Raw genomic sequence first — 21,723 nt, 5'->3', positions numbered from 1 at the left:
AGGGGCGACGACGATGGTCGCGGCCCCCAGCGGGCTTTACATCGACGAACGGATCTCGGAGGCGAGATCAGCCAAGGTGGCCTTCACGTCGGCTCCATTGACCATTTTTTGCATGGCCACGGCCCAACCATTCATTGCTTCGGCAAAGCCGACGCGAGCTGTAAAGGCGAGTTGTGCCCTGTCCTGAACGGTCTTGAACGTGTCGACGAAGTTGTTGAACTTCGGCTTTGCCGCATATTCGAGCCAGGCCTTATCGCTCCAGGTCGAGGCACGCGGAGAGTTGACGAGCTTGCCCGCGATCGCGCCGTTCAGCTCGACCTGTTTTGACGTTGCCCATTGGATGAAGAGCCAGGCTGCCCCCTTCTTCTGCGACGCAGCATTCATCGCTAGAGACCAGATCCAGATGTTGGATTCGAAATCCTTGCTGTTCGGAGCGTGCAGCGGAGGCGCGAATGCGATCTTCCCGGAGGCAGGCCTGCCAGCCACGTCATTCCAAAAGCCGAACATATTGGAGTCGATCGCCATCGCTGTTCGTCCCGAATTGATGCCATCGACCACCTGGTACCAGTTGTCGTTGGCAAAGGATGGAGCCGCGCACTTCTTGATCATGTCCACGTAGTCCTTGTGGAACGCGATCGACTCGGGCGAGTCGAGGTCGGTGTCCAGCTTACCGTCCTTGACGACGAAGTCATGCACCCCGTAGGACCTGGCAATCGAGATCGCAGCCGTGTGGATGCTGCTCCAAAATCGCACGCCGCGCACGCCCAGCGGTGTGATCGCGGGATTCGCAGCCTTCAGCTTTTCGCAGGCCGCGGACATCTCCGGAGGAGTCGTCGGGATCTTGAGGCCGTACTTGTCGAGGATGTCCTTGCGGTAGAACAGCTGGATGTTCTCGAAGCCATGCGGAATGGCCCACACCTGTCCGCTTCCCGGCTCGATCTGCCCTTCCTTGACCTTCCAGGTCAGCGCATCCCGTAGTGCAGGGAAGAAATCCTTGTAGTCGTAGCCAGCCGCCGTGAGTTTCGGATCGTTCAGATAGCGGTCGAGCGGCTCAAGCAGTTGACCTGGTGCAAGATCCCAAGCTGGTTGAATGCCCGTACCCACAACGTCCCAGCTCGGCGACTTGGTACTGAGCTGAATTGTCAACTTGTTCCAATAGGCGTCGTCAGGATAAAGCTCGGGCGTCACCTTGATGCCCGTGAGCTTCTCGAATTCCGGCAACTGGGCTGCGACTGCATCGGCATACGGATGAATGTCGTAGGCCCAGACGATCGATGCGCCTTCGAACTGGCGCCAGTTGATGTCGTCCGCCTCGGCTTGGGTAAACGCCATGACCATTCTGGCAAAAAGCGTGGAGCTGATGAGAGCGTTTTTGGCAAAATTGGCCGAATGGCCGCGACAAGCGGCAAGCTTCCTTGGCATGATTCCCTCCGATGGGCTCTTTGGCCCGTAGACCACGTGTCCCCTCCTCTTCCAGAGGCCGCAGTGTCGGGAAGGCTAGCCCTCATTGTACGGTCGTAAGGGGCTTTTCAAACTCCGGTTGGGTAAGGTTGGGTAACGTCCAACTGCCTGAACCGAAACGCGTCCGACACGTGAGAGCGGTAGTCGACCGGTCCGATCGCGGCCGACCTGCCGGCGCTGGCCGGGATCGGCTTGACGGGAGGCGCAATGCTGCGGGATTTCGCCATCGTTGCCACGCCTTCGGCGTTTGATTATGGCGGATCCAGCGCCAGGCGGCCTCTTCGTTAGCTTCATCGGGAGAAGCCGTCCGATGTCGACGCTGTATGGGCTCTCGCCACGTCGATCGGCTGGACAGTGGCTGTGGCCGTGATCCTGCTCTATTTGGTCTTCGGACTTGGCTAATTCCGCGCTTCCTAAAGCGTGCAAGACGCCTAAACGTCGCTGATTTGAGGTCCGTGCCAAACAGCAAATTAGCCCGCAGAGGAGAAATTGCTGTTTGCCGGAGCCTTGAAAGGACATGCCGTAAGGTGGTGCCACCTGCAGCTACTGCGCGGCTGCCACTGATCGGGGGAGCCCCCAGGACATCGTCGACATCGCTATCGGGATGCCGATCGCGGTGGTGCTGATGCTGGCGCTGCCGATGATGATCATCATTGGCATCGACAACGACATGTCGATCATGCTGATCGGCACCATGCTGCCGATCATCATCCTGCTGGGCGGCCGCAGTCGGAACTATGTCCCACCGAGCAGGCGACGGCATTGCTTCGCTCTGGCAATCAAGCGCTCGGCGAGGCGCCCGACGATGGCATTGTCCAACCCGTCTTTCTGCGCTTGCTCCCGTACGGCGGCTACAATGTCCGGAAGCTGCTCGGCCATGCAAATCAGTCCGGCGATCACCTTGTCAGGATCGAGGCGTGTTTCGCGCGCGAACTTCTGCCAATCGCGCAAACCAATCTGGCTGAGCTCGTAATCACCGCCGATTTTCATCGCGAGCTTGATCTTCTGCAGATCGACGTCATCGTAGGGAAGAATGCTCGCAATGTCGTAGAGCGGGGCGAGTCGTACGTGAGGGCCTCCGGCCAGCAGCAGCGAATAATTCTTGGCATGCGCATCCGTACCCGCAATCAGCCAATTGAAGCCTAGCGCGTCGACAAACGTGTCAACGTCGGCGACGCGATCCGTAGAGTAGGTGCGCAAAAGCTCGATCACATCGGCAGCGCTTGGTCCGCCATCGTTTTGATACTTTCTGGTCGGCAGGATGCCGAGCGCCTGGCAGATATCCTCCTGGTGGACACGGACGATCTCGTTCCCACTGAACAGCCGGTCGTAGCGCTCGATGACGATGGCGATTTCCCTTCCGAAATGCATCACCTGGGTGTCGGCGACGGGCAGACCGAGATTGCGCGCAAGTATGAGGCAGATATGTTCATTTTCCGCGTGTCCATCGAAATGGCCGGTCGGCGGTTTGAGAATATGCGTCGTCGGAATGCGTCCAGCGGGAATTCCCCATTTGCCCTTTTGCAGAAGCAAGGCGGTTTTGGGTTGGGCGCCCGCAAGGCTGAATTGTCCGGTGTCGCGCGGCAACCGCCATGCGGCGTGATCCTCGCGTAAGGTTTGCAGGCGTTTGGCGATCGCCGTTTCGTCAAGCCGTTCGACCTTGTCGTCGGCACCGCTTCGCAAGGTCTCGAGCCGATCGGCCGTGACAAACTGAACGGCACCCGCGCAGTCCTCGCCCGACATGGGAAATAAGGGCAAACACGTTGCGCGTGGACACCTGAAATCTTCGAGCCCACCGTTCGAGCACGCGTTCGTTGTCGGGCAGGAGTCCCCAAAGGAAAGCCTGCACGGCGGAAGAACCGTGCTCTTCGGCCGCGAGCGGCATGGACAACGACAGCGGATAGGCTCCCTCGGCCGGGCGCCAGTCCTTGTCATAGACAAGGGTGAGCCGGCCACGGGCGTCATTGCGCACGCGGCCGATTTCCCGACCATCGAGCAGAGCAGGAAGTTCGCTCCTCATGCCTTTTTCGTCCTGGCCTTGGCCACGATAGCGTTGATATCGACGGCTGGCCCGGCGCCCCCGCGGGCGGGCGCTTGTTCGGTGCTCGCATCCAGGCGGATGTCCAGGGCATCAAGGGCGCGAAGGATCAGCCCTAGCTCAGCGCGCGCGTGACCGTGCTCGACCTCGATCACCCACTGGCGGCTGACGCCAATGCGTTTGGCAAACGTCGATTGGTCGAGTTTGAGCTTCTTGCGCCGGTCGCGAAGGATAGCCCCGAGTTCGACCGGTGTGGATCGGCATCGATATGGACCCCGGCGCCGGCATCGGCTCTGGCTTCTTCATCGATTACGCACCGGGGTCGTGATCGGCCATTATCGGGGACAACTGTCTTCATCTAGCAGGCGGTCACCCTCGAGGCGTGACTTTCCTGACAGGAGCAAGGTGATCAGGGGGCGACACCCGCCATCCGATCCTGGACGACGGGTCGTGATCTACGTCGGCGAGACGATCCTTGGCCGAATCACGATCGGCCGAATCACGATCGGCCGCGGATTGACCATCAGCGGCAATGTCTGGCTGACAGTCGGCCGCGCCCGCAGCCGTGACGCCGGCAAGCACCGCCGTCGTGGCGCTCACGAGCAGCAAGGTCCATCCGTGCAGACATCTGCCATCAAGGTCGTGTCCGGACGGGCGGCCTTAAACAAGATAGTCCTGCCGTCCTGGCTGGAGTTACATCAGATGCCGATGGCTTCAGCCACCTCGTTTTCCATTCCGGACCAGCTGATCCGTCGCAGTGGACCTGCGCTCAGATCGGGACTACTTCGCTCCCGAACGCATCAGATTGTCTGCAGCCAGATCATTTGCTGCTTCGTCTAATTGGAATTGGTTTAGCCGCCGCCATTGTACTTTGCCGGTCTCCACAAACCTCGGCTCGTGCAATGGTCACGTTCGCCCCCGCACAGTAGCCATATGGCGATATTGATTAATGCAGTGGCGCGGCACTTAAGCCGGAATCCGCGTTCCGATGCCGTTTGTCGACGGATTTCACCAACGACTGTCGGCTTGTGCCGACGGCGCTCCAGCAATCGACAATTACAGCGACTGACCGGCAATACCGTCACCCTCATGAGGCGACGATCTTCCTGCCAGAGGACATGATATCGATCGAAACCGCTTAGAAACGGCGGCTTTGCCGCGGAGCCGCCAATGCTGCAGAACGCCTACTGGATGCCGACGTTCAGCGTCCTTCACCGCAGCACGACCATCGGCTCAAAATTCCATATGCTCGATGTCCATCGGTTCCTCGTCGTCGGATGCAGCCGCTAAGCGAAGGCAAAGACGAGCAGGCTCGAGCAGAGCAGCGCGAGACCGGCCGCGGTCAGTGCCAGGAAGCTACCTGAAACAAGGTCATGATTTCGCATGAAACACCCTCGATTGCACCGCAGAAGAGAGAGCAACAATCGCTGCGTTACGTCCTTGACCGGTCAGCACATAAATTAATATTCAAAACCAGCGCATTATTCCTGCTGTTGTTAGGAGGGAAAGCATTTTTCCAGCGTGGTCACGGCTCGCTCCGCCGTCTTGCAGCGGAGATAAAGAAACCGCGCATGAGAACCGCAGGATGATCAGCGCTTCCGCGTTTGCAGCTCTAAGAGACTCGGTCTGATTGAACACCTAGCATTTACACGCCGATCCGAGAGCAGATGGGCAACTTGGCTTCGGAAGAAAGGTCGAATTTCAGGCGTGGAGAGCTTGCGACGTTGACACGCCGGTTTAAGCCGCTTGAACCCTGACCAGGTAGCTGTCTAGTTCGTGCTTCAGCCGAGAGCTTTCCTCAGACAGCAGTTCGGCAGACATCAGCACCTGCATCGAAGCCGCTCCGGTTTCCTTTGCGCGGTTGGTGACTTCACCGGCGCTCGCTGCCACCTGGGTCGTCCTGGCCGCCGCTTCCTGCAAATTGAACGCGATGCTCTTGCTGGTCGCCTCCTGTTCCCCGATCGATTCGACCACGGTCATGGCGATGTCCGAGATGCGGCCGATGATGACGCCAATTTCGGTAAGCGCGCCGACCGACTCTGTCGTCGCGGCCTGAATGCCGCCAATATGCTCGCTGATCTCAACAGTCGCGTGCGCGGTTTGCGTCGCGAGCGATTTCACTTCCTGGGCGACAACCGCGAAACCTCTGCCACGATCGCCGGCGCGCGCGGCTTCAATCGTCGCATTCAGCGCGAGCAAATTGGTTTGCCGCGCGATCGCGGCGATCAGCTGGACCACGCTGCCGATCCGCTCCGCCGCGGCCGTCAAATTAACCATGCGCTGGTCGCTGAGTTCGGCCTTGCGAACCGCTTCGCGCGCCATATTGGCCACTTCTTCGACCCGCCGGCCCACATCGGCGATGGTTGCCGCCATTTCGCCCGTCGCGGCTGCGACACGTTGAACGTTTTCAGACGCATCCTCCGATGAGGAGGCGACCTCTATGGAGAGTTGCCGGCTGTGATCAGCCGAACTGGTAAGGCTGCGTGCGGAGACTTCAAGTTTTGTGGAGGCGGACGAGACAGTGTCGATCACCTTGCCTACGGCGGCTTCGAATTCGCCGGCGAGCCGAGCGATATCGGCCTTACGCTGCTCGGCTGCGGTATGATCCTGTTCGGCCTTTGCGTCGAGCTCTGCCTGCGCCTTCTCGCGAGCTCTCAGCTTGAACATTTCGACTGCCTCGGCCATCTCGCCAAGCTCATCCTTTCGGCCAAGGCCCGGGAGAACCACATCGAACCGACCATCGCCGAGCTGGCGCATGGCTGCCGTCATCGAAGCGACCGTTTTGGCAATGCGCTGGCCGAACAGTAAGGCGAGCAGGCCCACGACCATCGTTGCAAGCCCGATCACCCAGATCAGCTTCCGACGAATTTCTTCAGCTCGCATTTCCGCAGCCCGCGAGCGCGCGTCAGCGGCAGCCATGATCTTCACGAGCGCCGGGCGGATACGGTCGTAGATCTGTGCGAGATCGTCGACCTGGTCGCTCAGCGCTTGCTGCGTCACCATGAACGACATAAAACTCGACTTGTATGCGCGGATCAGTTCGAGGATCTGGGATTTCAGCTCTGCGGGTAGGCCGCCCTGAGCGAGCGCGGTTTCGAATTCCACCTCCCGGTCCGCCAGCTGATCGCCATATTTGTCTTCGCCGCGCAGCATGAAATCTTTCTCGTGCCGGCGTATCATCAGCATCAAGATCGTGAGGCGTGGCTGGTTCAGCTCTGCTAGCGGTTGCTCGATGGTGTGCACGGCCTTGCGCAGCTTGCCCTGAAATCCGTCCTCTTCGTTGAAGCCGAGGTTGCGTTGCGCTGCCACGAGGTTATGAAAGCGCGTTGCATAGAGACCAATCACCGGCCGCAGGGAGGTCGCCTGCTTCAGCGGGTCATCCTCCGGCAACCTCGTCACAAATGCTTCGACGCGACTCAAGTCTGCGAGCTGCTGCTCATAATTGTCCGCATACTTCTTGATCGACACTTCACTGGGCTTGCGCAGGAAGTCCCTCGCGATTTGTCGTGACTCGAGGAAGCTTTGCGACAACGATACGACATCGGCTTTGAATTGGTTGCTGTCGTTCGAAGCGCTCTGGACCAGGCTCGCGTAATTCAGGGCGGCGGCGCAGATTGCACCGGTGACCAGGACCCCGGAAATCCCGAGTAGTGCCATTTGGCCGCGCAATCCAATGCGTACGCCACGGCAGCCCTTTGATTGCCCGAAAATCCTCGTAGCAATTTTACTCATTTTACCCATTCAATAAGTTTTTGCCCCAGCGCAGTGCTGGTTATCGCGAGTGCGACGGGCGCATTTCTATATGGAGCTAAACGGGAGAGGACTTCATTCGGTCGATGACAACCTGCCAATTAAATTGCATTGATTTCGAAATCCTGAACTCGCAGTATAGGTGAAGCACTATTGCTCGGTGTCGTGGCGAGCGGACTTTCCCCGACGAGGGTTGCGCCGCGATGATAGGGAGCGAAGCTCGCTGAGCAAAAACGGTCCGAGGCGCGCTACATAGCCTTGAGGACACGTTGCAGATCTATCAAAGGGAAATCAATTTACAGCCCGGTGAGATGCGAACTGCCAGAACAGGTCGGGTAGTAGCTCACGGCGTGCGACACGTTGATCATTTTCGCATAAAAGATGCGAAACATGCGCGAAAAACGCCGCCAAGCGGCGCTCAATTCGGTTGTCCGATCACTCATGAGCGGGATCAAAGATGATTGAAGCGCTCGCAACGGTGATTCTCTCACAAGCTTGGAGCTCTCGATGAGTGATCGATCTGCTCATCTCGATGCTCCTTCAATGGCCCCTTGGGGCGTTTTCCTCCCTGACTTGGCCGCGCGTAATCTTCGCGCGGCCTTTTTCCGCATCCAACAAGGTGCCGGTCGATATGCAGGATTCAGCGGGTCTTAAACGGAAAGAACGCGTGGAACGCCGTTAGGACACAAGGCCACGCCCCGGTCGCCTCATCGAGGCTCCCTTTTTAAGTTCAGGCGACCAAGTCAAGTAAGCAGAGAATCTCTCCTCGTCCATCTCGCGCCCATTCTGTCGACACTATGGCCCGTAGATGACCTCGACAGATCGACAGTCTGCGAACGTCACGGCGCCTCGCCGTGAACGAGCGATCGCCCCTCCCATTAGCCAAACCGAGCGTTTCGGGTGTCGCCCGCTGTTCCCGAGGCTCAGTGCTGGCGTCTCATCCATGACGGGACCGGATCGAGTGGCGTGCGATAGACCTCGGCGTTCTCGTGGCTGGTGACCCGAACCGCACAGCCTTTGGCCTTCAGGTCCGGATGCACAATAGACAGTTCGGTCGCGAGGTGGTCCGCTCGGTCGGAGGCAACCTCGATGTTTTCGAGAATGAGGCCCGCCTTGATTCCTGTACTCCTCGTCAATCACAAGATCAAAAGAGTAGTACGGCATCCGAGGGTCTCCCATTTGATCGGATTCGTCCCTTGAGGCGCATCCTTACCTCCACTCAGGCTTCGTCAGATGGTCCAGTCGTTCGTATGGAGAGAGATAACTAGGAGCCTCATCGATTCTATCGGGAAGAAAGTTGGTTCTCAGGGTTCGGCTTATCAGCATAACTTGCAGTAACACTTATCGGCTTCCTGAAAGCGAAATTCGCTAATCATGGCCCTCGCATCGGCGAAAATCTGCGCCAGCTCAGCAGAATGCAAAGTTTTTCCGTACGGTCATGGCGTCAACTTTTGGGCCAACGCGGGCACGGCAGGAGATCGCCAAAATGGCTATGTCACGCTTAAGCTCAGCATCGGTGCGGCCTCGTCCAAATAGCTCCCCAGGAGCTTCAGAACTGTGATCTGGAAATTCAACTGAGTGACAACATCATGTTGTCTACGCCTACCTCCACATGGTCGGTCTTTCGGAAAGGGCCTCGCGGCCGATCTGTTTGAGGCGGTCGGGCAACGTCTCACCTCTGATGGCGGCTTCCAGAATCTTCGAGGCGACGTAAGTGCGGGCGCCGGTATCATACGGGGAAAGGCTCTCGCAGACCTCGTCGAGGATCGCGCGCAGAAGCGCGGTGGTAGCGGCATCCAACATTTGGAGATCTCCCCCATCCCTAGTGAGGAGGATAATGCACATTTCGCGTTTCGCGGTTCAAGTGTGTTTGATTGGGTAAGAAATCTGCGACTGCCGCGCCCCGCCACAGAGCGGTCTCCACCTTCTCTTTCTGCTTCTCCCAACACACGTTTTCTCGGCCTGTGCCGGTGTTCGATTGGGGCTGTCCAGCCTCGATCGCGCTTACGTTTCGATGGACTTTACTGCATCGATGACGCGCTTGTGCTGGTCGGCGAAATCGCCGCGGCCGCCATCTTCATCGCCTGAGATGGGCGGCTAATACGTCTGTCATACCGTTCCGCCAGGTCCAGCAGTCTCTTTCTGATGAAGGGGTCTGCCTTGTCCGCTAGATCGCGAATAATCCGAGCCCGGTCTCTCAAAAACTGTTCGTCCACGGAAACACCCATTCAGTGCAAACTTCAGTATTCTGAGCCTATTCAGTCGTTTAGTTGTGAGTCGCGCTAAGGAGTCGGCAACGACAGCATCACGTTGTCGATCAGACGTGTCGAGCCGACATAGGCTGCGGCGCATAGTGCAGCGGTACGCCGCAGAGGACTCTCGGCGGGCTTGAGCGTATCAGCGTCGACAAGCTCAAGGTACTGCAGTCGATCGACCGTATTCAACCGCTCCTCTACGATCGCAATCAGCTGTCCCACGTCGCGCTCTCCTGAGCGAAACTTATCCGCTGCGGCGAACAGCCCACGGCTGATGGCAAGAGCGCGCCGACGTTCTTCCTCGCTTAGATAGCGGTTGCGACTGCTCATCGCGAGCCCGTCCGGTTCCCGGACGGTTTGTACGGTGACGATCTCAATTGGAAGGTTGAGGTCAATTGCCATGCGGCGCACCACCGCGCATTGCTGAAAATCCTTTTGTCCAAAAAACGCGACATCCGGCTGCAACATGTTGAATAGCTTACCAACGACAGTCGCCACCCCACGAAAATGCCCAGGCCTGAAAGCTCCGCACATTGGTTTTGCGAGCTCGCCCGGTTCGACGAAGGTCTCAAATTGAGCCGGATAGATCTCCTGTATATCCGGCGCAAAGACGATCGCAACGCCGGCATCGCGACACAGCTCTTGATCGCGCAGGAAGTCGCGCGGATAGTCGCTGAGATCCTCATTTGGCCCGAACTGAGTGGGATTGACGAAGATGCTAACTACGGTGACGTCGCATTGCGTCCGGCTGGCCGCGACCAGCGCCAGATGGCCGTCGTGTAGATAGCCCATCGTCGGCACAAGTCCGACGCGTTTATCGACGCTGCGAACCTCTGCGAGCGCGCGACGAAGCTCTGCGACCGTCGTGATCGTTTGCATGTTGTGCTTTACATCAGGTTGGATTGGAGGGTGTCCAGTTCGCGACCGTGTCGCGAAGGCCTTCAGGAAGCCGATAGGACTCCTGCGATGTCGGGAATGCACCGTTGCGGACATCGGCCGCCCAACGCGACAGGGCCTCCTGTAACAACTGGGAACCATTGGCATAGGCACGAACAAATTTGGGGCGATGACCTTCAGTCAATCCCAGCACATCGTGAAAGACGAGCACTTGGCCTGAGCAGCCAGGACCCGCACCGATTCCAATGATCGGTATCCTCAGGGATTCGGTCGCTCGCGCCGCGAGCTCACCCGGAATACCCTCCAGGACGAGAGCGAAACAGCCGGCCTCCTGTAGACGGTGGGCGTCATCGAGCAGGCGCAAGGCGGCATCGGCCTTCCGGCCCTGCACCTTGAACCCACCCATGACATTGACGCTCTGCGGAGTCAGGCCGAGATGGCCCATCACAGGAATTTCGCAATCGATCAGGGCGCGCACTATTTCGATACGCTTGGCACCCCCCTCGAGCTTGACAGCGTCGGCGCCACGCTGCAGGAAACCTCCGGCATTGCGAATCGTCTCCGCTGGACTGAGATGGAAGCTAAGAAAGGGCATATCGGCCACGAGCAAGGCACGCGGCTTTGTGCGTACAACGGCTTCGAGGTGATGGTTCATCATCGCCATGCTCACCGGCAACGTATCATCGAATCCAAGACAGACGTTGCCGACGCTATCCCCGATAAGGATGACATCCACGATCGGATCGGCGATGCGTGCTGTAACCGCGTCGTAAGCGGTGGTCATCGCGATACGACGCCCCTCCTCCTTCCATCGCTGCAGGACCGGAATCGTGACGCGTTCAACAGGCGGCTCTGAAATGTGGCTCATCTTAGATCCCGATCCACCCCGCATGCTTGGAGTCGGCGCTTCTTTGGGAAGGCGAGAGGAAGCTGTCAATGGGGAGATGAAAAAAGGAAATTACCTCTCCAGGGTCACGTACAGACGCATCAAAACCTCCAATGATCGCGCGATCATCAAATAAGAACTTCTCAGCCGTTTTTCCTCATGCGGAGCGGTTTTGGGTCACGCTTGACGCACACCGCGCGACTCAGCCCAGCTTAAGCCGAGGGAGGTCGCTCAGCCGTGGACGGCTCGTCGGCATGCGCGGCTGTGTTGATCCATGACATCGAGGCCGTCCCAACCTAAAACCAGAACGAAGCCGCACCCAGCAAGGCTGCGAGCCCAAGAGGAACGAGATCTTTCGTGTCGGAATTAGAATCGGCACGCGCTGTAAGGTACGGGAAGGCGATGTCCATTAAGTGGCAGCGTCGGTAGCAATTGCAGTTGCAATATTCTCTCCGCGTTACCACCTCTCGCACGTAACCCGGACCTAAGGACCGAGAACATTCGGTGCAGGTTCTGTCGCCGCGCGGGGTCCTTTGATTCACGAGTATAAATTTCATAGCGTGGTAGCCATGCATTAAGCCGCTCGCAACCAGCGAAACCATTTATGGTCGGCCTCCCGCCGCGCCTTGAAGCGGTCGACGCATTTCTTGGAGCAAAGGGCCGTTCGCCAGCAGTAATAACGGATCAGCCCGAACCTTCCACCGCATATCGCGCAGCACCTTACTGAACCGCGGTGCGAACTATGAGAGCTGTTGCGCATTCCTCGCCTCCTGTCGGCATTAGGTGGATAGCCCCCCCTTTCTTCGCTGCAGCACCATGCCCGCACGTGAAGTGCGACGCTGGCGATGCCTAGTCTGGCGGCATGTGCGGACACGGGGCGCAAGAGTTTGAGCTCTGAATTGCGCCTCCTTGGCGAAGCGGCACGCTCCATCGGGGTGCTTCGCCGGCCAAGTCTTAATTGTTGACTGTAACGATAGTTTCATCTTGATTAATGCAATCAGTCGCGCGTTGACGCTTAAATGCCGCGTGGGGGCGGCTTTCCTCGACGGAATTCAACTGGCGCCGACGGGGTGCGTACAGGAACTGATCTGTAGCTATCAGTGCCACCTTTTTGCCTTTACGCGGTTAAAGGACGGCAATCCGAAACCCGACGGTCGAACTTTGGGTTCGCGCTCGCCAAGCGCGCCTTAAGCTAGCGCGTCGGCGGCATCTCTGATGCCGACGTAGATTTCATCAAGATCTGCCCCTGTGACGCAATATGGTGGCATTACATAGATCGTATTGCCGAGCGGGCGCAGCAGCAGATTTCGGTCTTTAAAGAAAGCCTGAAGCTTCGGACCGACGCCCGCGAGATAGCCTGCATCCTTCGTTTTCAGATCGAGTGCTGTAATCGTGCCGGTCCGACGGACGTTTGCAAAGCGCGGGTCGGCGCGGAATGGCTCAATTGCCTGCTCTTGCATCGTGGCGACCGACGCCACACGTTGGCGAGATTCCGGATCTTGCCAGAGATCCAGGTTGGCCTTTGCCGCGGCGCATGCCACTGGATTTGCCGTATATGAACTCGAATGAAAGAACGTACGCGTCCGATCTTTCGAATAGTGCGCGTCGAAAATATCCGCGCGACAAAGTGTTACTGCAAGCGGAAGCGCCCCTCCCGTGAGGCCTTTCGAATAACAGGCGATATCGGGCGTGACATTGGCCTGTTCGCAGGCGAATAACGTTCCGGTGCGGCCCCAGCCTGTCATGATCTCGTCGGCAATGAACAGGACGTCCGAGGCCTCGCAGATCCGCTTCATCTCTCTTAGCACCCAGGCTGGGTACATCAGCATTCCACCCACCCCCAATATCAGAGGCTCCACAATAAAAGCTGCCGGAATTTCGTTTCGACATGCAGACTCGAGCGCATCGAGCGTCGCCTGTTCATGACCCCTCGTCGGGAACGGGATTGACGTCACGTCGAACAGCAGGGGCCCATACGCCGCGTTGAGCACGCCACGGGCACCGACCGACATCGCCCCAACCGTATCGCCGTGGTAGGAATGTTGCATCACGACAAGGCGTATTCGCTGTTTCCCGATATTATGCCAATAGCCGAGTGCCATCTTCAAGGCGACTTCCACACTGGCTGAGCCACTGTCAGAGAAGAAGACATAGTCAAGACCAGGGGGTGCGACTTTCAAAAGCAGTGCCGCAACCTCCTCGGCCGGATCGTGAGTGTAGCCAGCGAAGATGATCTGGTTCAGCTTGCCTGCCTGGTTCTGAATGGCGCTCACGATATGTGGATGGCAATGACCATGGGTCACGACCCACCAGGATGAGATTGAGTCCATGATTCGACGACCATCCGCGGTGTGGAGATAAGCACCATCGCCGCGCACAACCTTTGTCATCTCCTCCTGAAGGGCGTGTTGCGTGAACGGATGCCAGATTGGCGACCTCGTCTTTGGCATCATCTCTTGAAATCATCAGCACGGAACGAGGTTTTGAACGCGGCCTGCAGCGTGTCTGCCGTGAGAGGCGAAAGCCAGGGTAATCGCCCTAACCAACGCACCCGCCCGGTCTCGCGAATTGCGGTCTGAATCTCAGCATTTCTTTCGCCGATGAAGGCAATCCCAAGAATGGGGATCTGGCGCTTTCGCAGAGCCTCTATCGACAGCAGCGAATGATTGATGGTGCCCAGTGCCGTGCTCGCGCAAAGCACGACAGGAAGCCGCCATCGCTCGAAGACATCAATGTAGAGTGTCTCGCCACTCAGCGGGACCATCAAGCCACCAGCGCCCTCAATCACTAACGGTCGCTCCCCGGTGTCCGGCACGTCGAGCAAATCTGGCTCGATGCGAATTCCATCAATTTCGGCGGAATAATGGGGGGAAGCGGGCGTTTGAAGGCGATAACGCTCCGCCACGATGCGATCGGACGAGAGATTGCCCAGTCGCGCGACGAGCTCAGTATCGGTCTCTCCTTCAAGGCCGGCCTGAATCGGTTTCCAATAGCTTGCGCCAAGAAGATCGGCGAGCCCCGCAGAAAAGACCGTCTTCCCGATACCGGTATCTGTGCCTGTGACCACGATCCGCTCACTCATCGAGCTTCACCTCTCGTCTCCTCGAACAGAGCATCGAGCATTGCACGCACGTCATCCTCCCCAGCGTTGAGCGTCAGTGAAATTCGCAAACGGGCCGTGCCCGCCGGCACGGTCGGCGGCCGGATTCCGCGGATATCGAAACCGCGAGCCTGCAATGCAGAGGCAAGTCGGATCGCTCGTGCGTTGTCGCCAACGATATACGGCACGATCTGCGAGGCCGAAGGACTTCGCCAACCGCGCAAACCCACCTCCCGATGCGTGAACGCGACCAGCTTGGCCAGACGCTGCTGCCGCTCAGGTTCATGTTGCAGGATGAAGAGTGCCTCCCGCACGGCAACAGCCATCAGCGGTGAGGGTGCGGTGGCGAAGATAAAGGGACGGCAGCGATTGATCATGAAGTCGCGCAGCACGCCGGCGGCAGTGACAAGCGCACCAGCTGCACCCAGCGCCTTGCCGCAGGTATGAACGACCAGGAGATTCTCGCGCCCTTCATAGGGGGCGGTGAGACCCCGTCCCCGCTCGCCGTAAACGCCCGTGGCATGAGCCTCATCCACCATCAAGAACGCGCCGTACCGGTCCGCGATCGCGACCAGGTCTTCGAGCGGTGCGAAATCGCCATCCATGCTGTAGAGACTTTCGACCACCATCCAGACGCGGCCCGTTCCGCCCTCGGCCCGCCATGCACGAATTGTATCTTCGATCGATTGGGGATCATTATGGGCGCTTATCCGAAACTCGGCACGGCCAGCGCGTGCGCCTTCATGAATACTGGCGTGCACCAGAGAATCGAGAACAAGCAGATCGCCCCGCTGCGGCAGCGTTGTCAGGACGGCAAAATTTGCGACATAACCGCCACCAAAGAATAGCGCCGTCTCAGCCCCAAAGAACTGAGCCGCTTCTTTTTCGAGAGTTTCGTGTTCCTCGCAATTGCCGCGCAGAAGCCGCGACCCGCCGGCTCCGATCGGTGTGCCGGCCTCGAGCGCGGCGGAGACAGCCTTTTTCACCCGCGGCGCGCTCGCGAGCGCCAGATAATCGTTCGAGGCAAAGTCGATGCCCGCGCGTGGCTTGAGGCCACGCAGCCGGTTGTCTACCTTCAGGGCATGCAAGGCCGCGACATAGTCGCCAACTTTGGCCGTCTGGATTGAATTCATTCTTCACTCGCAAAGTAGCGGTCGATCTCGCAAAGTTCTGATGGCCGCAAAGAACAAACCTTTAGCATCGGGCTCTTGGCTTTCGACCTGACAAGATGCGATTTTCTCGGTCAACCACCACAACGCGCGGTCTGAAGAGTTTCGCTTCCGCTTCGTCAAAGGAGGCATATGCAACGATAATAATTTTACGCGCAGCCGCTCCGTTCAAATCTATGGTGCCAGATCCGCGGGGGCTTCCTCCACAGAGGCGGCGACGCGCGCTCCGTTTCGATGTTGTAGATCTCGACGCGTTCGTTGATCAGGAATCCTGCCGCGTCCAGCAGCCCACAATCAATCGAAATCTGGCCATCACTGTGCAGATCGGCTTCAGTCACCGAGGCGCGAAGGATTTTGCCCTTCATCAAGGTAATTTGCATTTATCGCCTACACTGGAGTTTGCGCACAGCGTACTCGTTTGAGCTGTTTCACTCAGGCAAGCCCGGACGTGACGCCGAGACGGTCCAGTAAATTCGCGTCGCGGTCGCGCTGCGGGTTTTTGGTGGTCAATAGCACATCGCCGATGAAGATTGAATTCGCGCCGGCCAAAATGCACAGCGCCTGCAGTTCATCGGTCATATAGTGCCGTCCAGCGGACAACCGCACGACGCTCTTCGGCATCATGATCCGGGTCGTCGCGACCAGGCGCACCAGTGCGATCGGATCGGGACGCTCCGCGGTGTCATTGACCGGCACGCCCTTGACCTCGTTCCACAGGTTAATCGGCACGCTTTCCGGATGGCTGGGAAGATTGGCGAGTAATACGAGCATGCCGAGCCGGTCCTCGACGCACTCACCCATGCCGACGATACCGCCACAACAGACCTTGATGCCGGCGTCGCGCACGAGTGCCAGTGTGTCGATGCGATCTTGCAGGGTGCGGGTGGTGATGATCTTGTCGTAGAACTCGGGCGAGGTATCGACGTTGTGATTGTAGAAGTCGAGCCCGGCCTCGGAGAGCCGGGTGGCCTGCTTCGACGTCAGCATGCCGAGCGTGACGCAGGTTTCCATGCCAATATCTTTAACAGCGCTGATCATGTGGCAGACCTGATCGATATCTCGGTCTTTCGGACTGCGCCAGGCCGCGGCCATGCAGAAGCGCGTCGCGCCAGCATCCTTGGCGTACTGGGCGGTGGCGACCACTTCGGCGCGATCCATCAGGCGGGTGGCTTTCAGGCCGGTGTCGTAGTGCGCGCTCTGCGAACAATAGCCGCAGTCTTCCGGACAGCCACCGGTCTTGATGCTGAGCAGGCTTGCTGTTTCGACGTGGTTTGGATCGAAGTTCTTGCGATGAACGCTCTGCGCCTGCAACATCAGGTCGGCAAACCGCAGGGAATAGAGTGCTTCGGCCTCGGCGCACTGCCAGTCATGGCGGACGGGCGCGCTGTTGCCCCCGTCATTCCTTTCCACTCCAATGGCAGCAACCATAAGTCTCGCCTTCCTTATAATAGATAATCTGGGCGATTATCTATAATGTGGCCGCCCGTTCCTGCCTTCTTTGCCTCTCCAACATGAAACATAACCGTATGCCGACGCCCAAAGACCGCGAAAGTTTGCAGGTATTGCAGAAATTCTGCAAAACGAGCGGGCCTTATGCCGATCATCAACGGAGGGGCAATGATAGATAATCTATGATGGCTGACGAGAACACGACGATTGCGGTGCGCATTGCGGAGTCAATCGGTGAGCGCATCATCAGCGGCGCGCTGCAGCCAGACGCTCCACTCCGGCAGGATCATGTCGCGCGGGAATTCAATTCCAGCCATGTCCCGGTGCGCGAGGCTTTTCGGCAACTGGAGGCCCGACATCTTGTGGTCGCTGTGCGCCGTCGCGGTGTGCGGGTTGCCCCGCTCGACACCAATTCAGTGAAGGAGATCGCCGAGATGCGTGCTGCGCTCGAAGTGGTCGCATTGCGCAATGCAGCTCCAATACTCACATCCGCCCATTTGGCTCGGATCGAGCACGCCCTGATTGAAGCAGACAATGCCCAGACCATTCATGAGTTTGAGACGGCCAACCGCGCCTTTCACCACGCGCTGGTGGCGCCCTGCGCGATGCCGCGCCTGCTTGGGAGCCTTGACGTACTACAACTTGCAAATTCGCGATTGGTGTTCGCGATGGCGCGAAGTGCCGGATGGCGACCCCGGTCCAACCAAGATCACCGCCTGATTCTGCAGGCACTTCGAGCGCGCAACATTGATCGAGCCTGTAACCTGCTGGCACGCCACATTCAAACGATTGAGCGCCTTGCCCTTTCCGCGTCCTGACCAGGACTAAGATCTGGCGAGTTACGTTGAAAACCGCAGGCCATCGCAAGAGTGTCAAACCACCGACCGTCTTGCCGAGCGACATAGCGTCCGGCGATAGAGTTGCAGCGGGGTCGATCCCAAGATAGTTATGCGACGTCCTTCCGATATCACCCAACGGCCATCCATGATTCGTCACATCGTTCTGTTCACCGCCAAGGATAAGGTCGATATCGACCAAATAATCGAAGGCCTATCGGTTCTCACCACAATCCCACATGCACGCCGGCTCGAGGTCGCTCGCAACCGCCAGACCGACCAGCTCGGCAACGACATCGACGTCGTGGTCTATGGTGAGTTCGATAACGAGACGGAGCTCGCAGCCTACAAAGCGCATGATCTCTACCAGGAATCGATCAGGCGGGTACGACCACTCAGGGAGTTGCGGTTCGCGGTCGACTACAATGTACCAACAGATGAGCGTTGCGTGTCAACGTCAGTGATAAGTTCGAAGGCTCAGCGCATTGACTCCACCGGCGGGGATTAACCTGACAATCGATCTCAAGACTTTGCGGGCCGAGATGAGCTCGCTCTCGTTGGGGCGGGGATCACAATCGAAAGCGCGCCTCCGAGCGCGCCGGCCGTCCGGTGACTGACAGGGCGATGCACGTCCGCGAACTGCAGTGGATCGAGCCCATCATTGCGATGCAATGTCTGGCGCATCGATCGCACCTTACGTTTCTCGATAGCGCAGCAAGCCATGAGTTACTGGGCCGCTATTCATATCTAACCTGCGAGCCGTTCAGCACTTATACGATCGTGGACGGACAGGCGAGTTGTAATGGAGAGGCTCTCGATGGGGATCCATGGGAAGCTCTTCGCACCCTGCTGGCCAGGTTTCGCCAAGAGCATCGCCCCGATCTTCCGCCGTTCCAGGGAGGCGGGGCCGGCTTCTTGAGTTACGATCTGAACAGGACACTGGAGCGATTACCGGCGCCGGCAGCTCCTGGTCAGCAGTTGCCCCAATCCATCCTGCATCTTTATGACGTGGTCATCAGCTTCGATCATCGCGACCACCGATGCTGGATCGTTTCTAGTGGATGGCCAGAGCAGGATCCCGCGCGACGAAGCAAGCGCGCACGCGGGCGAGCCGATGAGTTTGCAGCCCTCCTTGCCGACCCAAAAGCGCCGCGGAATGACTCCCTGGTCACATCGGGCAGATGGCATTCGAATTTCAGTCATGAGGATTATATTGCGGCGGTACAGCGCGTTATCGATTTGATTCTGGCCGGCGACGTCTTCCAAGCCAACATTGCGCAACGCTTCAGCGCTGAGATCTCGACTTCATTCGATCCCATCTACTTCTACTGCCGGCTCCGATCATTAAACCCAGCCCCCTTTGCAGCCCTGCTGCGCTACGGCAAGCTCACCATTGCGTCGAGCTCGCCGGAACGACTTCTGAAGCTTGACGGACGGCAGGTCGAAACGCGCCCCATCAAAGGTACGATCGCGCGATCCCCTGATTCCAAGGAAGACGAGCGCCGCGCTGATATGCTGGTCACGTCCGAAAAGGACCGCGCAGAGAACACTATGATCGTCGACCTGTTGCGGAATGATCTATCTCGCGTTTGCACTGTGGATTCGATCGACGTTCCAGCCTTGTGCAAGCTCGAATCCTATGCCTCAGTGCACCACCTCGTGTCAGTCGTCACGGGTGAACTTTCAGAACGCCAAGACGCCGTTACCCTCCTTCGAGCTTGCTTCCCCGGCGGTTCCATTACAGGGGCACCGAAGGTCCGCGCGATGGAGATTATTACGGACATCGAGGGTGTGGCGCGAGAGGTCTATTGCGGGGCGATCGGCTTCATCGGTTTCAACGGATACATGGATACGAACATTGCGATCCGCACTGTCACGATCGATGACGAAAGGGCGGTGTTTCACGCCGGTAGCGGTATAACCGCGATGTCGGATCCAGAGGCCGAATACGAGGAGACGCTCGCCAAGGCGCAGCGGATGTTTGATGCATTTGGTCCTGAAACGCCCGGTGCATTTTGATCGTCATCATCGACAATTACGACTCTTTCGTCTTCAACATTGCGCGGTATTTTCGCAGACTCGGTCAAGCAACCGAGGTGTTCCGGAACGACGCGGTCGGCGTCAGCGACCTTGTTGGACTCAAGCCGCGCGCCATCGTTATCTCCCCCGGTCCATGCACTCCAATGGAAGCTGGAATATCTACCGCCGTCATCCGCGAACTTTCGGGGCGGCTCCCAATTCTGGGCATCTGCCTCGGACACCAGTGTATTGGCAGCGTTTTCGGCGGACGCGTCGCGCGTGCACGTCGCCCTATGCACGGCCGGGCCTCGTACGTAACGCATGACGGCCTTGGGCTATTCCAGGACCTCCCGTTTCCACTTTGCGTCGGGCGCTACCATTCTCTCGTTGTCGAGCTCGATGAGGCCTGCGCACCGCACCTCACGGTCACCGCGCGTTCGGACGAAGGCGAGATCATGGCCGTTGCACATCGCCATCAACCAACCTATGGCGTGCAGTTCCATCCGGAATCGATACTTACACAGCAAGGACACGCCTTGCTCATGAATTTTCTGCGACTTGCAGAGACTTCCTGAGCGTGGCGATCGGGTATCAGGAATCCTTCCTGGCTCGTGGCGAGGTCGTCACTTGGATGAGGCGGCACGAAATGGAGGAAGCGCTGGCCCATGGCGGTGGAGGCAGCCAAGGGTAGCCGGATCGCATAGCGGCATCATCGTCAGAAAGAAGTATGAGCCATGGTGCAGATTGACAGACGAGAAGAACTAAAGCTCATTCGTGGAGCGAGGCCCGATGGCAATGATGTACGCGTCGTTCCCGGCGCGAGCCGAAGACGAGTTCTCGGAATTCTGGTGCGTAGTGCCCTGGACGAAAGGTGCTGGACCTGTGCCGCTAATGGTCTTGAAGCTCTGAGCCCGACGGCTGGGAGAGCATCTTGTTGAACACGCCGATGCCCGTTCGAATGAATGCGGCACGTCAGGGCTGTGCAGCTACGGCTATGGGTTACCCGCGCGTCAGTGAGAACACTCATATTTTCGAGCGACATAGGAACACTATTCCGAGCTGCGAGGTTCTTCGTCCCAGGGGGCAAGAATTGCGGAGTTCTATTTCATGGCCATTCAGATCGTGATGGACCACACGGGCGACACCCGACATACCTTTGAGCAAACCGACCCGAAGGGGCTGGCCCAGGCTGAAAAGCGCTTCAAGGAGCTGACTGGGCAAGGATTTACCGCCGCCACCCGGACGTCGCCCGGCGAGCTCAAGGTCACACGGTCATTCGACCCGACTGCCGATGAGACGCTGTTCTATCCGCGCCTCGTCGGTGGTTAGCTAACGCGGCACGGCAAATGTTTTTGTTCAGGCGCAATGGGGTCGGCAGTCGTGCGCGTCTGCGTGCCCTGCGCTTGCTCTACGGGAGCTTCATTAAGCAAAACGGCCCGGAAGCGCGTGCGCGGCGTCTTCTGCGGGATTGGTTGTCTCCAGAGCAGCGTGCGCAATTTGATGCCGAGGGCTATTTCGAAGTCACGGGCTCTCACACGGGTCGACGATATCGAATTTACCAGGGCAGCGTGAGCAATGTTTTGGAGGTCGACGAAAAAGGTCAGCCTAAGATCGGGTGGTGCTTTGTTCCGGAACGTCCCCTGGTGGCTGGCGACATCATGCTCGCTCAAAAGATCGCGCTCGAAACCGATGAATTGGCCGTGCTCGCGGTTGCGAATAGATTCTATCCGAACCCTATTCGGCTTCCTGGACTGGTGCGGCGCGCCTACTAGAGCGTTCGCCCATCTGACTGAATCGTTGGGGATTCACAAATCAGCGTTTTGGTGATTCAAGCTACCCGCCGGGACGGGAGGCCGGCGGGCA

Annotated in this window: 20 protein-coding genes and 2 pseudogenes; 8 read left to right on the top strand and 14 right to left on the bottom strand. The window is 58.4% G+C overall.

What is annotated here, in order from left to right; translation table 11 throughout:
* Positions 1–36 precede the first annotated feature (36 nt).
* On the bottom strand, positions 37–1,458 hold the full coding sequence (locus tag ABIC09_RS31600) for an extracellular solute-binding protein (RefSeq protein ID WP_354111712.1): 1,422 nt from the start codon (positions 1,456–1,458) through the stop codon (positions 37–39).
* A gap of 165 nt (positions 1,459–1,623) precedes the next feature.
* Between ABIC09_RS31600 and ABIC09_RS31595 the strand changes: the two are divergent.
* A pseudogene (locus ABIC09_RS31595) lies at positions 1,624–1,737 on the top strand (malonate transporter subunit MadM); the annotation flags it as partial.
* Between the two features lie 267 nt (positions 1,738–2,004).
* Here the strand turns inward: ABIC09_RS31595 and ABIC09_RS31590 are convergent.
* From ABIC09_RS31590 to ABIC09_RS31575, 4 genes are read right to left on the bottom strand one after another with little or no spacing between them, the layout of a single operon-like run.
* Positions 2,005–2,157, bottom strand: coding sequence for a hypothetical protein (locus ABIC09_RS31590; RefSeq protein ID WP_354111711.1), 153 nt, complete (start codon positions 2,155–2,157; stop codon positions 2,005–2,007).
* 39 nt (positions 2,158–2,196) lie between these two features.
* Complete coding sequence (locus ABIC09_RS31585; RefSeq protein ID WP_354111710.1) at positions 2,197–3,204, bottom strand: HipA domain-containing protein; 1,008 nt, start codon at positions 3,202–3,204, stop codon at positions 2,197–2,199.
* Positions 3,107–3,481, bottom strand: a complete 375-nt coding sequence (locus tag ABIC09_RS31580; RefSeq protein WP_354111709.1) for a HipA N-terminal domain-containing protein — start codon at positions 3,479–3,481, stop codon at positions 3,107–3,109. Before ABIC09_RS31580 ends, ABIC09_RS31585 begins: the two co-directional genes overlap by 98 nt.
* A complete protein-coding gene (locus ABIC09_RS31575; protein WP_354111774.1) occupies positions 3,478–3,732 on the bottom strand; it encodes a helix-turn-helix domain-containing protein in 255 nt (84 codons plus the stop codon). Before ABIC09_RS31575 ends, ABIC09_RS31580 begins: the two co-directional genes overlap by 4 nt.
* A 217-nt stretch (positions 3,733–3,949) precedes the next feature.
* On the opposite strand from ABIC09_RS31575, the gene ABIC09_RS31570 reads away from it, so the two are divergent.
* Positions 3,950–4,339, top strand: a complete 390-nt coding sequence (locus tag ABIC09_RS31570) for a hypothetical protein (RefSeq protein ID WP_354111708.1) — start codon at positions 3,950–3,952, stop codon at positions 4,337–4,339.
* 897 nt (positions 4,340–5,236) lie between these two features.
* Here ABIC09_RS31570 and ABIC09_RS31565 read toward each other — a convergent pair.
* The 9 genes and pseudogenes from ABIC09_RS31565 to bioB form a co-directional block, all read right to left on the bottom strand.
* Positions 5,237–7,156 carry a methyl-accepting chemotaxis protein gene (locus ABIC09_RS31565; protein WP_354111707.1) on the bottom strand — a complete coding sequence of 640 codons (1,920 nt, stop codon included), beginning with the start codon at positions 7,154–7,156 and terminating at the stop codon, positions 5,237–5,239.
* 1,695 nt (positions 7,157–8,851) lie between these two features.
* On the bottom strand, positions 8,852–9,052 hold the full coding sequence (locus ABIC09_RS31560) for a hypothetical protein (protein ID WP_354111706.1): 201 nt from the start codon (positions 9,050–9,052) through the stop codon (positions 8,852–8,854).
* A 479-nt stretch (positions 9,053–9,531) separates the two neighbouring features.
* On the bottom strand, positions 9,532–10,383 hold the full coding sequence (gene panC / locus ABIC09_RS31555; protein ID WP_354111705.1) for a pantoate--beta-alanine ligase: 852 nt from the start codon (positions 10,381–10,383) through the stop codon (positions 9,532–9,534).
* A gap of 13 nt (positions 10,384–10,396) precedes the next feature.
* The gene (gene panB, locus ABIC09_RS31550) at positions 10,397–11,269 is read right to left on the bottom strand and encodes a 3-methyl-2-oxobutanoate hydroxymethyltransferase (protein WP_354111704.1); all 873 of its coding nucleotides are present in this window, start codon (positions 11,267–11,269) and stop codon (positions 10,397–10,399) included.
* A gap of 1,205 nt (positions 11,270–12,474) precedes the next feature.
* A complete protein-coding gene (locus ABIC09_RS31545; protein WP_354111703.1) occupies positions 12,475–13,740 on the bottom strand; it encodes an adenosylmethionine--8-amino-7-oxononanoate transaminase in 1,266 nt (421 codons plus the stop codon).
* On the bottom strand, positions 13,737–14,369 hold the full coding sequence (bioD, locus tag ABIC09_RS31540) for a dethiobiotin synthase (protein WP_354111702.1): 633 nt from the start codon (positions 14,367–14,369) through the stop codon (positions 13,737–13,739). Before bioD ends, ABIC09_RS31545 begins: the two co-directional genes overlap by 4 nt.
* Positions 14,366–15,520: an 8-amino-7-oxononanoate synthase gene (locus tag ABIC09_RS31535; protein WP_354111701.1), complete on the bottom strand. Its 1,155-nt coding sequence runs from the start codon at positions 15,518–15,520 to the stop codon at positions 14,366–14,368. The genes bioD and ABIC09_RS31535 overlap by 4 nt, the downstream gene beginning before the upstream one ends.
* 61 nt (positions 15,521–15,581) lie before the next feature.
* A pseudogene (locus ABIC09_RS31530) lies at positions 15,582–15,936 on the bottom strand (aspartate 1-decarboxylase).
* Between the two features lie 52 nt (positions 15,937–15,988).
* Positions 15,989–16,984 (bottom strand): biotin synthase BioB, encoded by a 996-nt coding sequence (gene bioB, locus ABIC09_RS31525; RefSeq protein ID WP_354111700.1) that lies wholly within the window; start codon positions 16,982–16,984, stop codon positions 15,989–15,991.
* A gap of 206 nt (positions 16,985–17,190) precedes the next feature.
* Between bioB and ABIC09_RS31520 the strand changes: the two genes are divergently transcribed.
* The 6 genes from ABIC09_RS31520 (at position 17,191) to ABIC09_RS31495 (ending at position 21,632) form a co-directional block, all read left to right on the top strand.
* On the top strand, positions 17,191–17,823 hold the full coding sequence (locus ABIC09_RS31520; protein WP_502917721.1) for a GntR family transcriptional regulator: 633 nt from the start codon (positions 17,191–17,193) through the stop codon (positions 17,821–17,823).
* A gap of 166 nt (positions 17,824–17,989) precedes the next feature.
* On the top strand, positions 17,990–18,349 hold the full coding sequence (locus ABIC09_RS31515; protein ID WP_354111698.1) for a Dabb family protein: 360 nt from the start codon (positions 17,990–17,992) through the stop codon (positions 18,347–18,349).
* 116 nt (positions 18,350–18,465) lie between these two features.
* A complete protein-coding gene (gene pabB / locus ABIC09_RS31510; protein WP_354111697.1) occupies positions 18,466–19,860 on the top strand; it encodes an aminodeoxychorismate synthase component I in 1,395 nt (464 codons plus the stop codon).
* Positions 19,857–20,435 carry an anthranilate synthase component II gene (locus tag ABIC09_RS31505; protein ID WP_354111696.1) on the top strand — a complete coding sequence of 193 codons (579 nt, stop codon included), beginning with the start codon at positions 19,857–19,859 and terminating at the stop codon, positions 20,433–20,435. Before pabB ends, ABIC09_RS31505 begins: the two co-directional genes overlap by 4 nt.
* 532 nt (positions 20,436–20,967) lie before the next feature.
* Positions 20,968–21,189 carry a hypothetical protein gene (locus tag ABIC09_RS31500; RefSeq protein WP_354111695.1) on the top strand — a complete coding sequence of 74 codons (222 nt, stop codon included), beginning with the start codon at positions 20,968–20,970 and terminating at the stop codon, positions 21,187–21,189.
* A gap of 17 nt (positions 21,190–21,206) precedes the next feature.
* Positions 21,207–21,632 (top strand): hypothetical protein, encoded by a 426-nt coding sequence (locus tag ABIC09_RS31495; RefSeq protein ID WP_354111694.1) that lies wholly within the window; start codon positions 21,207–21,209, stop codon positions 21,630–21,632.
* The last annotated feature ends 91 nt before the right edge of the window (positions 21,633–21,723 follow it).

The organism is Bradyrhizobium sp. S3.12.5 (assembly GCF_040548225.1).
GTDB lineage: Bacteria > Pseudomonadota > Alphaproteobacteria > Rhizobiales > Xanthobacteraceae > Bradyrhizobium > Bradyrhizobium cytisi.
The sequence above is the reverse complement of the archived record's forward strand: the minus strand, read 5'-3'. Positions and strand labels throughout refer to the sequence as shown.